Origin of the sequence: Serpentinicella sp. ANB-PHB4 (assembly GCF_031432315.1) — a bacterium.
Taxonomy (GTDB): Bacteria; Bacillota; Clostridia; order Peptostreptococcales; family Natronincolaceae; genus Serpentinicella.
On sequence record NZ_JAVKGO010000005.1, the window covers coordinates 77,058 to 91,259 of the forward strand.

16 protein-coding genes are annotated in these 14,202 nt (G+C 30.8%); 2 read left to right on the forward strand and 14 right to left on the reverse strand.

The annotated features are described in order from the left end of the window. Nucleotides 1-146: 146 nt before the first annotated feature. The 8 genes from RH915_RS05815 to RH915_RS05850 all read right to left on the reverse strand — a co-directional run bounded on the left by RH915_RS05815 (nt 147) and on the right by RH915_RS05850 (nt 8,856). A complete protein-coding gene (locus tag RH915_RS05815; protein WP_310478533.1) occupies nt 147-1,331 on the reverse strand; it encodes an MFS transporter in 1,185 nt (394 codons plus the stop codon). A gap of 28 nt (nt 1,332-1,359) precedes the next feature. Further along, on the reverse strand, nt 1,360-2,547 hold the full coding sequence (locus RH915_RS05820; RefSeq protein ID WP_310478534.1) for a glycine C-acetyltransferase: 1,188 nt from the start codon (nt 2,545-2,547) through the stop codon (nt 1,360-1,362). Nucleotides 2,548-2,572: 25 nt separating this feature from the next. Then, nucleotides 2,573-4,873, reverse strand: a complete 2,301-nt coding sequence (locus RH915_RS05825; RefSeq protein ID WP_310478535.1) for a Lon protease family protein — start codon at nt 4,871-4,873, stop codon at nt 2,573-2,575. Nucleotides 4,874-4,942: 69 nt separating this feature from the next. After that, nucleotides 4,943-5,419 carry a DUF456 domain-containing protein gene (locus RH915_RS05830; RefSeq protein WP_310478536.1) on the reverse strand — a complete coding sequence of 159 codons (477 nt, stop codon included), beginning with the start codon at nt 5,417-5,419 and terminating at the stop codon, nt 4,943-4,945. Between the two features lie 118 nt (nt 5,420-5,537). Further along, nucleotides 5,538-7,208, reverse strand: a complete 1,671-nt coding sequence (locus tag RH915_RS05835; protein ID WP_310478537.1) for a nucleoside kinase — start codon at nt 7,206-7,208, stop codon at nt 5,538-5,540. A 131-nt stretch (nt 7,209-7,339) separates the two neighbouring features. After that, a complete protein-coding gene (locus RH915_RS05840) occupies nt 7,340-7,768 on the reverse strand; it encodes a CBS domain-containing protein (RefSeq protein WP_310478538.1) in 429 nt (142 codons plus the stop codon). A gap of 125 nt (nt 7,769-7,893) precedes the next feature. Beyond that, a complete protein-coding gene (lepB, locus tag RH915_RS05845) occupies nt 7,894-8,418 on the reverse strand; it encodes a signal peptidase I (protein WP_310478540.1) in 525 nt (174 codons plus the stop codon). An 81-nt stretch (nt 8,419-8,499) separates the two neighbouring features. After that, nucleotides 8,500-8,856, reverse strand: coding sequence for a monothiol bacilliredoxin BrxC family protein (locus tag RH915_RS05850; protein WP_310478542.1), 357 nt, complete (start codon nt 8,854-8,856; stop codon nt 8,500-8,502). 272 nt (nt 8,857-9,128) lie between these two features. On the opposite strand from RH915_RS05850, the gene RH915_RS05855 reads away from it, so the two are divergent. Continuing rightward, nucleotides 9,129-9,536, forward strand: a complete 408-nt coding sequence (locus RH915_RS05855) for a hypothetical protein (RefSeq protein WP_310478544.1) — start codon at nt 9,129-9,131, stop codon at nt 9,534-9,536. Between the two features lie 17 nt (nt 9,537-9,553). Here RH915_RS05855 and RH915_RS05860 read toward each other — a convergent pair whose 3' ends face one another. The 3 genes from RH915_RS05860 to RH915_RS05870 all read right to left on the reverse strand — a co-directional run bounded on the left by RH915_RS05860 (nt 9,554) and on the right by RH915_RS05870 (nt 10,983). Beyond that, on the reverse strand, nt 9,554-10,264 hold the full coding sequence (locus RH915_RS05860; protein ID WP_310478545.1) for a PrsW family intramembrane metalloprotease: 711 nt from the start codon (nt 10,262-10,264) through the stop codon (nt 9,554-9,556). 259 nt (nt 10,265-10,523) lie between these two features. After that, a complete protein-coding gene (locus RH915_RS05865; protein ID WP_310478546.1) occupies nt 10,524-10,769 on the reverse strand; it encodes a hypothetical protein in 246 nt (81 codons plus the stop codon). Nucleotides 10,770-10,845: 76 nt separating this feature from the next. Next, nucleotides 10,846-10,983 carry a hypothetical protein gene (locus tag RH915_RS05870; protein WP_310478547.1) on the reverse strand — a complete coding sequence of 46 codons (138 nt, stop codon included), beginning with the start codon at nt 10,981-10,983 and terminating at the stop codon, nt 10,846-10,848. A 784-nt stretch (nt 10,984-11,767) separates the two neighbouring features. Between RH915_RS05870 and RH915_RS05875 the strand changes: the two genes are divergently transcribed. Continuing rightward, nucleotides 11,768-12,664 carry an HNH endonuclease gene (locus RH915_RS05875; RefSeq protein ID WP_310478549.1) on the forward strand — a complete coding sequence of 299 codons (897 nt, stop codon included), beginning with the start codon at nt 11,768-11,770 and terminating at the stop codon, nt 12,662-12,664. Between the two features lie 123 nt (nt 12,665-12,787). Here the strand turns inward: RH915_RS05875 and RH915_RS05880 are convergent, their stop codons facing one another. From RH915_RS05880 to RH915_RS11510, 3 genes are all read right to left on the reverse strand, one after another. After that, entirely contained in the window at nt 12,788-13,042 is a 255-nt protein-coding gene (locus RH915_RS05880) for a manganese catalase family protein (protein ID WP_310478551.1), read from the reverse strand. Nucleotides 13,043-13,155: 113 nt separating this feature from the next. Next, complete coding sequence (locus RH915_RS05885; RefSeq protein ID WP_310478552.1) at nt 13,156-13,683, reverse strand: DUF4352 domain-containing protein; 528 nt, start codon at nt 13,681-13,683, stop codon at nt 13,156-13,158. A gap of 292 nt (nt 13,684-13,975) precedes the next feature. Continuing rightward, entirely contained in the window at nt 13,976-14,191 is a 216-nt protein-coding gene (locus RH915_RS11510) for a P27 family phage terminase small subunit (protein WP_442985501.1), read from the reverse strand. Nucleotides 14,192-14,202: the final 11 nt, after the last annotated feature.

The window sequence follows — 14,202 nt, forward strand, 5'->3', positions numbered from 1 at the left end:
AGCAATTAATATCTTCATTTTTAACGTTTCCAATTCCCAATTATAATAACCAGCTATTCAGTTATATTTCTTTGGTAAATTATAAAAGAAACAGTGATGAATAAATAAAATACTCATCACTGTTTCTTTTATGTGGTTTATCAATTTTAATAATTCTCAACAACTTTTCTTTTATGTCCACTTACCGCAAATAAAATTAGGGTTAAGAATGCAATTCCTGCCATCCATAGGAAAAGTCTTTCATATCCAAAATATTGGGCTATGATTCCTCCTATGAAATTAGGGATATAAAAACCAGCATCGTATAGCATATTATTTATACTTATGCCCTTACTACGATATTCCAGCTTTAAATGATCAACAAGTATTGCAGTAATTGTTGGAAAAATACAACTAAAACTAAGTCCAAATAAAATTCCTGAAATAATCATATCCATCGTAGTTGTAATATTACTAAAGTATACGATACTTGCGATCATAACTAAAAATGTAACTATTACTACCACTTTTTTATTTAGCCGATCAGCTAGATTGGATAAAAATATTCTACTAAACGCAACGGCTAGCATAGAAACCGATATATATAAGCCTACATTTAACCCTTTTTGCTCTACAAATACCGCTTGAAAATTCATTATTAAACCAAAACAGCTTCCCAATACAAATGTAAGCATAAAGTAAACAGTGGTTTGTCTATCTTTTAACATTTTGAATAACTTAAATGGCTTTGGTTGTAGATTTTCTTCTGCTTTTTCTTCAGAAACTTTTTTATCTTTTACAAAATGTATAAGTATACGACTAATCAGCGTAAAAACAATTGCCCCAATAAATAAAGTGGAAAAGCTACCGTACTTTGCAATTGCTCTTTCTCCAACAAAGGGACCTATTGCATTTCCCAGTTGGAGAAATGCAGTAAAAAAAGCTAAACCTTGCACTCTATTTTTTTCAGGGATTATCGTTATTAAATAGGGAATTGCTGGCATAAATACTAAAGTATGCCCAACACCTTGTATTAGTTGCGTTAAATAGAAAAATTTATAATTCCTAACAAATAACCCAATTATAAAAGACGTGAGAACGATATGTAACCCTATAATAATTAGCTTTTTGGGACCATATTTGTTTAAAAGGTTTCCAATTAGTGGACTAATGATTACTACAGGTAATACTACTATTCCTAAAATGTTTCCTATTGCAATTGGATCGCCACCTAAGTCTTTAATATAAAGTGGCAATAAAAACAAAAAGGAATAAGCAGCAAACTTTAGAGCCACAACCATAGATATAAGTATGTAATTCCGTCGGTTTTCCTGGGTAAAATTATTAAACATTATTGTCCCCCTTTTTTAGTTAGAAGCCCTAAATTACACCCATTTCTTGTCCTACTTTTTCAAACACATTTATCGCTTTGTCAAGATGCTCTTTTGTATGCGCGGCAGTTACCATACACCTTACTCTTCCAGTTCCCTTTGGTACTGTAGGAAATATGATCCCTGATACAAAAATATCTTCTTCTAGCAGCCTTTTACTAAATTTCATCGTTTTCTCTTCATCACCAATCATTACAGGTGTTATTGGTGTTTTGCTATTTCCAATATTATATCCTATACTAGACATTTTGTCCTTAAAATACTTTGAATTGCTCCATAGTTTATCGGTATATTCCGATGTTGACATTAATATTTCCACTGCTTTTATAATAGCTCCTACATTAGCAGGGGGAAGATAAGTGCTAAAAAGTAGAGGTCTTCCTCGATGACTAAGCCAATCTTTCATCACTTTTCTTCCCGCTACATACCCACCAACTACTCCAATTGCTTTTGATAGTGTCCCTATGGTAAAATCAACTCTTCCATGTAAATTAAAATGGTCGATTGTTCCTCTCCCATTTTTTCCAAGTACACCTGAACCGTGAGCATCATCCACATAGGTCATTGCTCTGAATTTTTCAGCTACTGAAACTATATCAGGTAATGGTGCAATATCTCCATCCATACTAAAAACGCCATCAGTTATTATTAAAACATTGTTGTATTTATCTCTATTTTCTTTTAGTAGTGTTTCTAGATGATTGACATCACCATGGTTAAATACCATACGATCAGCCCTACTAAGTCGAGAGCCATCGATTATACTAGCATGATTTAATTCATCAGATATAATCAAGTCTCCTTTTTCAGTAACGGATTGAATCGTTCCTGCATTACAGTTAAATCCAGATTGAAATACCATTACTGCTTCTTCTTTTTTAAACGTTGCTAATATATTTTCCATCTCTTCATGAATATCTAAATTACCGATGATTGTTCTAACTGATCCTGTTCCTACACCATATTTTTCTACTGCTTGAATTGCTGCTTTTTTTAGTTCTGGGTGATTGGCAAATCCTAAATAATTATTCGAGGATAAATTAACTACTTTACGATTATTTAGTGTAATGATTGCCTCATTAGGACTCTGTAGAATTGGTAGTTCTCTATAGACGCCTTCTTTCTTTAATTGATTAATTTTATCAACAAGATAATTTAACTCATGTACATCAGACATAACTCTCCTCCTATGGTTAGTAAAACTATTTGCTATTAGTATTATTTGAATAGTTAATTAAATTTTCTTCTACTATTTTGTAAACCTTATCCGCAGTCACTCCAGTCATAATTTCTATGCCTTCATCTATATGTTTAATAGCATATATATAAAACTCTCCTTTTCTTACTGATTCTATCACTTCATCTTTTAACATTAAATTATCTACGTTTTGGAACGGTATAATTACTCCTTGTTGTTTATTCAAACCTCTTTTTTTACATAAATCATAGAAACCTTCTATTTTCTCTGTTACTCCACCGATTGGTTGTATAAAACCTTTTTGGTTTACAGAACCTGTTACTGCAATTGATTGTGTTATAGGTATTTTTCCAATACTAGAACACAAGGCATATAATTCTGCGCTTGATGCACTATCTCCATCTATTCCCCCATAAGATTGTTCAAAACAAATACGGGATGTAAAACTTAAGCTTTTTTCCTGTCCAAACTTCTCCATGATAAACCCAGTCAGAATCATTATTCCTTTGTCATATATATCACCACTTTGGTTAACCTCTCTCTCAATATTAATGATCCCTTCTTTACCTGCACTTGTTGTTACGGATATAACACTAGGTTTTCCAAAGGAATACTCACCTATACTAATAACAGACAGTCCGTTCACAATTCCTACTTTTTCACCTTCAACGTCAATTAATACTTTCTCATTGTCATACATCTCTTCTATTTTGTTTTGGTACTTATTTAATCTATCCAATTTTTTTATTATCGCTTTTTTTACATGTTGTTCAGTTACAAGTAGTTTATTATCAATTTTAGCCCACTGATTTGCTTCTAGTATTATTTCAATTATTTTATTGAATCTAGTTGATAATCGATCCTGTCTCCCTGTTAACCTAGAACTGTATTCAACTAATTTCGAGACACCAGTAGCATCAAAGGGAAGTATATTCTCTTTTTGTGTATAAGTACTTACATAGCGAGCCATCAGATACTCGGTTTCTACGGTTCTTTTCATTTCATTATCAAAATCAACAAATATTTTAAAGTATTTTTGAAAATCTTCATCATATTGGTAAAGTAAATGATATAAATATTCGTTTCCAATCAATATTATTTTTAGTTTAACTGGTATTGGCTCAAGTTTTAACGACGAAACATCCACGCCTAGCTGATTGCCTATAGACTCTACTGTTATTTCTTTTGTTTGCAACATACGCTTTAATGTTTCCCAAGCGTATGGATTTGATAGTAATCTTTTCGCTTCAACGATTAAATACCCTCCGTTAGCTTGTTGTATAGCTCCAGATTTTAACATTAAAATATCGGTCTTTAAGGAACCATTAATATTTTCATATTCCATAACACCAGTAAGTTGACTTAAACTTGGGTTGTGGGCTATTACTACTGGGGCACCTTCGGTACTACTATGATCTACAAATAAGTTTACTCTATATTTTTTTAATATTGGATCTTCCTCTAATTTAATAATTGTATTAGGATTTTCATCTTCATCTGGTATAAATTGATAGACATTTTCAATCATATTTTTTTTAATATTCTTCAAATGATTTACCACTTTTTCGTACTTTTTATACTTTTCTTTAAGCTCTTCTATTAAGGGCTTAATAACAAAAGATGCACATCCATTTTCAAGGTCGGATAGTTGCTTCTTAGCTCTACGTTCTAAGTTCTTAATTTTTAACATGATGCTTAAAGCCTCTTCTTGTACTTCATCATGATCTTTTTCTAGCTCATTTGTTACTGAATCGTCAATAGGTGTAAATGCAAATCCTGTGCTTGTATTTTTTAGTTCAAAGTTTTTGCTTTTAGCAAATTCAGATAGAGTATGCAATAACTCATTCTTTGCTTCTTGGTATTGCTTTACCACTTCATTTTTTTGTCGGTCAAATGCTTCACTATTAAATGCTTTGGGGATTTCGACTAGTAATTCGTCAAGTAGTTTGTCTATTTCTTTTTGAAATATTTTGCCCTGACCTGCTGGTAAACTCAGTGCAATCGCTGTTCTAGGTGTATCGAAGCTGTATACGTAACACCAGTCATCAGGTGTAGCTTTATTTTTACTTATTTTTCTTACGATATAATTGGAATAATTAGTTTTTCCTGTTCCCGTATCTCCACTTAAAAAAATATTATAATTATGATGATCTATTTGTAATCCAAACTCCATTGCTTCTTCTCCATCTTTTTGACCGAGCATTCCATCTAATTTTGATATTTCATTAGTAGAAGTAAATTTTAAATTTGAAATATCACAATATCTTTTTAGTGATTTATAAGAAAGCGCCTTTTTATTCTTCACAATATATCCCCCCTACTAATTATGAATATATTAATATCCTATTCAGTAGGAAGTTATTGTTACACACTTTTATAATAAAACTTTATATGCAAAGGTTATTACCATAATTAAAACTATGCTAGATTTAATCATTACATTTAATAAGTAAATTATAAAAAATTTATTCTCCAAAGTATTTATTGCCCTTTTGTTCCACTCAATTAATTCTCCAGAAATCATTGCAATTACTTGTGCAACGACTAGTCCTGTGATATTAAATAGTATATAGCCTACTACACCACCTACCACCAATAAAAATATACCTATTTTGGATAAATCAAATCTTCTTTCGAATAGAAGAATGGTTATATAATCCAAAAAAATTGTTATTATGATTAACAAGCTAAAAAAGATAATCGTTTGCATCGAAATTAAAGTGAAATTAATTGTATATGCATAGTAAAAAAAACCTGCTAAAACTAATATTAAACTAGGTATAGCGGGTATCAATATTCCTATTAAAGATAATATAATATAGACTAATATGACTAGATTAACGTTATGCATTTGGATCACCTGTCCAATAATAATATACATGCTATTTTTATGTGATGCACTATTATTTATACCTATTTTGCAAAAAAAGGCGTGGTTTATGACCACGCGCTTTTAATATCCATTATTTTTACATAAAACTACTTTTTCCTATAAACTCTCTCATGATTGATGTTTTTGGTATATCCTCTTCGTTTTCTAATGAAACAAAATAACTTAAGAACTTTAACAATCTTTTTGCTTCAATATAAAAAGGACTGTTACTTTCTACTTGTCTCAATAAGGGCTCTGCATATTTTTTAAGAACACTTAGTTCATAAAACAATGCGGAGTTAAACATAATATCTGCTTCTTCTTGGAATGGGAATATATTTTTTTCCTCTCCACGTCTTACAGAAGGCCATAAAAACAATGTACGATTCGCATCATTTGAACGAAATTTACTATCTCTTACCAATCGTCTTATTAGTCGGCTATCCGTAGTAGGGATTCTGTTATGTTCATCTATGTTCAATTGCGTTAATGCACTAATATAAATCTTATATTTTTGTTCTCGAGGTATTGATTTTGTTAGCTCATCATTTAATGCGTGAATTCCTTCTAAAATAATTGGTTGATCTTTGTTAATCTTTATTTTGTGACCATTATACTCTCTTTTACCTTTATGAAAATTAAATGTAGGTATCTCTACTTCTTCTTCATTTAACAGCATCTGTAAATGTTTATTAAAAAGTTCTATATCAATTGCATAAAGTGACTCAAAATCATACTCACCGATTTCATCCCTCGGCGTGTCTTCCCTATTTACAAAGTAATCATCCAATGAGATTGATACTGGTTTTATCCCATTTACTTTTAATTGAATTGTAAGTCTTTCAGCAAAAGTTGTTTTTCCTGATGAGGTTGGTCCAGCAATTAAAATTAATCGTTTTTCTTTTATATTTTCATGTAGTTTGTCAGCTATTTCAGCAATTTTTTTCTCATGTAATGCTTCTGCAATGCGTATAAACTCGCCTTCTTTTCCTGCTTTGACCATTTCGTTAAGGGCAGCAACATAATCGATTTCTAGAATTTCTCCCCATTTTTCCGTCTCTCTGAACACCTTAAATAGCTTAGGATGCTTTTCAAATTCTGGAATTTCCCCACCATCTTCGGCCCTTGGAAATTGAATTACTATTCCCGGTGAATAAAATTGCAACTTAAATTGTTTTAAATATTTTGTAGAAGGTACCATGTAACCATAAAAATAGTTTTTTAACCAGTCACATTCGTATATATTTATGTATGGCTTTTCTCTATATTTTAATAACTTAACTTTACCATGCTGTTCATAACTTTTAAAAATTTCCTTTGCCTCATCTACAGGAACTCTACTTTTTTTGAATGGAACATCTGCATTAATAATTTGTTTCATTCTTTCTTCAATCTTTACTACGTCATCTTCATTCATTTCTCTATTATAATGAACTTCACAATATAACCCCTTACTTAGTGAATGTTCAACGGATACCTTAGATCCTGAAAACAACTCCATACACGCTCGAATAAATACGAATGCTAAACTTCTTTGGTATATACGTGTTCCTATAGAAGTAGTTAAATCAATAAATTCTACATCACAGTCTTCATCAATTATATAGTTTAGTTCTTTAAGATTATTATCTACTTTTGCAGCGACTATTATTTTTTTGTCGGGTTTATTTAAGCTCATTAGAATTTCTTCTAATGTTATCCCTCTTGTAAATTCATAACTTTTTTCATTAATTTTTATATTTATCATTCTTTGTAGTTTTTTTGCCATACACAAGCCCCCCTATTATACTTATCCTCATTATGTATTCTATTGTAATAAACCCATAATATACCTTAGTAAGATTCTATATGTAAATGAAAAGTTCCTGCGATATACAGGAACTTTTAAGAATTTTTTATTTATTTCATTGGTCTACTCGGTGTAGAAATATCACTTAATGCTTTTCCAGCATCGTCTACATAAATGTTTCTAACAGCTAAATCTCCTATTGCTACAATACCAACTATCTGTCCATTTTCTACGACTGGCAACCTTCTAATCTGGTTTTCCGACATAAGCCTTGCAGCCTCATGTACATGGGCTTCTGGACTTACATAAATTAATTCTTTAGACATAACATTGTCAACACTTGTTGTTGTATCAAGATTTTCAACAATTCCTCTTACGACAATATCTCTATCTGTCACAATCCCCACAGGTTGATTTTGGTTATCGCAAACTGGTATAGATCCAACATTTAAGTCTTTCATTTGCTTAGCTACATCTTGAATTGCGCTTTGAGAACTTACAGAAGATACATGTTGCGTCATAATTTCTCTTACTTTCATAAGTGTAACCCTCCTTATTAACTTATTATTAAACTTACTTTCAAGTATTATCTTTTGCAATTTTTTTTATTTTATAAGTAAAAAAACTATCTTACTTTTACATAAGATAGTTTTCATATAATATTTTATTTTACTGTACTAATTCTACTAAAAGGGTATAATCTTACAAAAGCTTTCCCTAAAATATCGTCCATATCAATTAATCCTAAAGACGGATCTCTACTATCTAAGCTATATAAACGATTATCACCCATTGTGAATATTTTACCTTCAGGTACTACAAGATCTATAGTATCTAATGTAACAGCATTTTCAGCTAGATAAATTTCCTCTAACTCTACATCATCAACATAAACATTGCCTTCCTCAATCACTAAATTTTCGCCTGGCAAAGCGATGATTCGTTTAATTAGTAATTTATCTGTTCCATTATTTGTTTTTAGATCTGTTTGAAAAACTACAATATCTCCTCTTTGTGGTGTCCCTCTATTATAGAAAAAACGATTGATAAGTAAAAAGTCATTATCTTCTAACGTTGGACTCATTGAGTGATTTTTTACGATTGTAGGTTTTACAAATGCAGTGATCACCAATGCTATTATACAGGATATTGCTATAACTTTTATCCACTCTAGTAACTCTTTTTTCATTTGGGTCCCCCTGTCTTTAAGCGACACATTATCTGTTATAATACCATAATAGCATTACTAAGTAAATATAAGGGTTTATAATTATATTACTAGAAACTCGTTAAGTACTTCTAAAATATTATCGGAATTAATATTAGCACCTCTGTCATCCCACACCACTTCTTCATCCATTATAAATATTAATTGAGGTGCAACATGGCTTACTTCTAAAATGTCTTCTACCGCTTCAGAAACTTCAATATATTCACGTACATCAATAACTGTAAAATCAACCTCTTCTTCATTTTCTTCAATAAAGCTCATATACTCCTCTAAGGCTTTCTGACTTTCTTCCAAAGTATCATCATGTTTAAAAATAAATACAGGCTTCTTTTTTGAATATTTAATTGAATCCTTTAATTCCTCCATAGTACTTATCCTTTTTACTTTAGTACTCATCATACTACCTCCCCACATCCATAGTTATTTATTGTATATTAACCTTTTAATGATATTATAACTTCAAAAAAAATAATTATGTAATTATGCAGATTTCTTAATGAATAAATTACTAATTTATCTTTTGCTATAATTGTTGATATACTGATATTAACTATGGTATTCTTATACTATATAAGCCTACAGAAAGAAAGGAACTTGATATGGAAAAAATTAAAGATCTGATTCATGACTCAACCGACATAATTTTAGCAATCATTATAATTTGTACTATGTTCTTTGTTGTAAATTGGTATCTCGGTTCTTGGCTTACAACTAATGTAAATAATTCCTCAACTGAAGAACAAGCAGATACACCTATTGCTGAAACCGATACAACGCCTAGTGATACCGTATCAACTGATCCTTCTACAGAAGTAGCCCCTGAAGAAAGTGATGAAACTCCATCAAATGAATCAGAAAGCGTTGAAAATATAACTATTACTATACCACCTGGTACTCACGGACTAGGTATAGCAAGAATTTTAAGAGATCATAACTTAATTACTGATGTAAATGAATTTTTAACTACTGCAGAAGATTTAAATTTATCTACACAATTACAATCGGGTAGTTTTACTGTATCAACGGATTCAACTACTGAGGACTTAGTTAAGATTATTTCTCGACAAATGAGATAATTAGAGGATACGGATGTTCATTCATCCCTATCCTCTTTTATTATTTTATTATTTTCTTTACTGAGAATACTATATTCATTTATACGTCTAACATTTATGATCCAAAGGTATATAACAAAGGGAATGAAGAAAAACATTAGCAAAGGAATCTGGGACATTAAAATAAAATTAAAAATCCCGTGAAAGATTACTGGTATCGTTAATGACTTTGTAAAATATCTTCGTTTCTTATACGAATCGTCTGTATATTTTGCTTTTGATAGATAATAACCCATCGTAACACCAAACAACACGTGAGCAGGTACAGACAAAAGTCCTCGCATTAGACCTACATGATAATTTTCAGGAAATCTAAATACAACATACATAATGTTTTCTACTGTTGCAAATCCTAGGGCTGAAAAAACACAATAGACAATTCCATCAAGTTTTTCATTATAGTTCTTATTATTATATAGACTATACATAACAACCGCTCTCTTAAAGTACTCCTCCGTTAATCCTGCAATAATAAAGGCAGTATAGGCTATTGAAATCAAACCAGTAAATACATCAATACCGATTAAAAACCTTTGTATAATTGCAACAGGTATTACGGATAATGCTCCTAAAAAAAATACTTTAAGTAATAGCGTCGGCGGCTCTCTTTCGTATCGATCAATTAAATACATAGCTGTCCCTAATGCAATTGTTGGTGTAATAGCAATAATAACTAGTCTAGTAAACATGTTATCTCCTTTCTACTAAACGGACTGTGATTTACTATTATTATAATTATTAACCAAGCATATATCCTATTTTTAAAAAATACATTAAATTTCCATCTTTAAAAAAAGGGGGTAAAATAAAATTTACGCCCCTTTTACTATTTATTAAAATATTTTTTAGATTCCTTATATTCTTGCACAATGCTTAATGCTTCACCACATCTTTGAAAATGATCAACTTATGGATATTATAAGAACAAAAAAATAAGTAGCCATTAAGCTACCTTTTCAACTTCCACTTATTTTCATCTTTGAAATACAGTAATTCATATACCTTTCGTTGATCCCTAATAACACTCTCACACTTATAGACTTGTGGACTAAAAGAAAGATACTTATTAATGTCTACAAATAGAACTTTATCAACCTTTATGATTTTGCTTTCTTTGTTTTCTATGACCCTGAATCTAAGTGGTTTTGTGTGACCTTCAAGGTCACAAAGAGAAACAACTTCTATTTCAACCAATTAGCAACCTCCCATTTTATCCTGTAATAATAAAAAATTGTGGTACAATAGTATTGATATTTTTTTGTTATTGCCCTTACTCAGTTGCAGCTGATGGGGCTTTTTCTGTTTTTGATACTTTATAACCTACTGCGGAAAATAAAATCGGGCTTGTACACATTATTAATATAAAAACTTTCGCTACTATATCCGCTTGTTTCCACATTTCAATCATTGCTGTTCCTCCTCGTAGTAAATTTCAGACATTGTATTTGATATTTCTAAAATTCTATCTATTTCTTATTGTTTTTTCACATTGCATTATCATGTATTTTGAACGCTGTATTACCAAACTTGTACTATGCTAACTTGCTATAGACCGCTATAAATTTATAAAAATCTAAGTTGTACTTTTAAAATCTTTTTTTATATTTAACCCCGTCTATTACTATGTATATGATCTTTTGTTACATAGTATGTCCACACAGTTGATATGTTCAATGACAAGCCGAACATATGTTCTTTTTTTATAATATCATCTTTTTATATTTCTTACAACAAGTTTTAGTACTAACTTTGTTTATTATAGAGAATATGATAAAACTTACTCAAAACAATATTGCATTTACTCCTCATTTTATGCTTCTTGCAATGATTTTTATGCCAATCCCGTTTATTTCGTAAAATTCGACAAGGCTTGCTAAAATTCAACATAAGCTTTTTGGTATAGTGTATATAATTGTAGAAATTAAGTGTTAATGTCTTGATTTTAATTAGGTTAAGGGAGGCGATCTATGAAAACTGATATATCAAATCGTATTTTCCAAGTGCAAGCCCATTTAATACTGAAATAAAACAACATAGATAAGAGAGTACTTCACAGGTCACAAAACATTTCAGTGTGATGGTGTTTGTGAGTTGGAAATTCAATATTTAAACGTTATTTGAAAATAGCATATAATCTATAGTACGTAAATCAGTAAATTACGATTAATTATAATAGGGGGATGAGGGTCAATATGATAGATATAACAGATGAAAATATAAAAGTGGACATTTTTTTAAAAGTAAAGGCTCAAGAACATAAAAACATTTTTGATATTATTTACGAACATATAAAAGTTACAAAACGAAATCCGAGTGGTTATACATGGTGGGGAAACAATCAACCTTTTAGTCCTGAAAAATTATCAGATTTTTTTATGGCAGGGCAAAAGCCTCAAGCTTTAATAGTAATACCAAGTTCTCAAGGAGGAAATGATAACATTAGGTATATCGCAGATATTTTAGATGCTGAAAAATATACAAGTCCAAGTTTTCCAAGTGATGATTGGAGACCAGAATATTATATGAAAGATAAGCATAAAACTTGGCTTAAATTAGCTAATTTTATAGAAATAGACTCATCTAATCAAGAAGTAGACATAAGTGATTATTATTTAATATCAAATGATGAATTACTAAAAAGTAAATTAAAATCACAATATGCTTGTGGTTATGTTTATAAAATAATTTCAAATGAAGACGCATTTACGAATGCAGTTAGAGAAAGTAAAGGTAACTATGACGACTCTCAGAAACAGAGAGGCTTTTTAGAAGGTAAAAAGAATTTAAAAAAACATATAACAATTGAACGTAACCAGAGTCTGATAAAGGAAGCAAAAAAAGAGTTTAAAAAGAATCATGGAAAATTATTTTGTGAAATATGCGAATTTGATTTTAGTGTAAAGTATAATTCTCTAGGTAAAGATTTTATAGAAGGCCATCACAAAAAACCTATATCTCTACTAGACGGAAAAGAAATTGAAATGAAAATAGAAGATATCGCTATGCTTTGTTCAAATTGCCACAGTATGATACATAGAAAAAAAGATTGTTTTACTATAGATGAAGTTAAAGAAGCTATGTTTAAATAAGTTATATATATTGGCAACGTCTAATTAGTCATTTCCTAAGGGTGCAAGAAACACCCTCATGAAGCAAGATCATGGAATGACCCGTTCTCACTAAGTGAACAACTTCTCTTTCTCTTAAAAATCTTAGTGCATCTTCATACCAAGGTCGTCGGTTAAGTCTAGTAAATTTTCATATACTGTTCTTGCTTTTTGTTCAGCTGCCATATCTTCATGTAATTCTGCTACTGGATCAGCATGAGCTTGAATATATGCTGCTGTCCATGGTACGCCATTGGCATCTGCTGGAAATAATGCCCTTTCTCTAATTGCATAATTTGAGCCTAGTCCTGCTGCTTCAAGTTCTTCTACACTTGCGCCTTCTGTTAACTGATAATTCATTGCAGCTATCATTTCAACATGTGCAAGTTCTCTGTTCCGCCATGTTATCGGTAATATGTAACGTTGCAATTTGAACATAAGAAAAGCAGGGATTTAATTTCCCTGCTTTCTTCTTACTCTATCTCTATATCAAATATTGCTTGTCCATTTCCGAATACGTTAGGCTCAAATATAAATTCAAAATTGTTTTGACCTTCTTTAACTGAAAAAGCAATCTCACCTCTCATGCTTCTTCCTGCACCTAATTCCCCATCTAAACTTCCTTCCGTTGTTGTGCTTAGTGCTAGATCTCTTTTGTAGTTATCTTCATCGTATAGATCAAACATTAACATACTAGAAACATTTGCTGATTCGTCTTTCGTATTTTCTAGCGTTACATCAATAGCCAACCATTTCTCTCCTTCATCTGGACCAAAGAACTCTGCTCCTTCATCCCATCTAACAGAATTAACAGTTATATTAATTCCACCAATTTCTACTTTGTCGCCAATTTCAAAATTCTCTGCTGCTGGTGTTTCTTCTTCACTGGAAGTTTCCTGTGATTGATCGTTATCATCTACTTTCGTTGGTGTAGAATCCTCACAAGCTACGATAAATGTCATACTTAATACTAATAGTAGTGCTAATAGAACTTTTTTCAATTCAATTCATCCTTTCTTTTAGTTAATCTAAATGATTATACAATATATATGTTGTAGAATTTTATCAAAATTTGAAAATATCCTTAAAATATAATAATTCTACTTTTCGTTAATCTCCTACTATACTTTCACACCTGTATACTTGGGGCTAAAAGTAAGGGATTTATTAATATTTTTAGATAAAACTCTATCTACCTTTATGATTCGGCTCTCTTGGTTTTCTATAACCCTGAATTTAAGCGACTTGTATTACCTTCAAAATCACAAAGAGAAACAACTTCTCATCTACCAATTAACACACCCCCTTTTGCTCCGATATAGAATCGTTTTTCTTGTACCCCCATTGATTTAACCCATTTTGATATTTAATTGTAACACCTCTTGCTTTGATATCTTTTATAAGTTTATTTTTAATATCCCATAGTGCCATATAGTCATCTATCAGATCTATATAATGCCTACCATAGACTCCATTTCTCTCAAGCTGATCAATGAGATCTCTTTTTATATCAGTTTTTT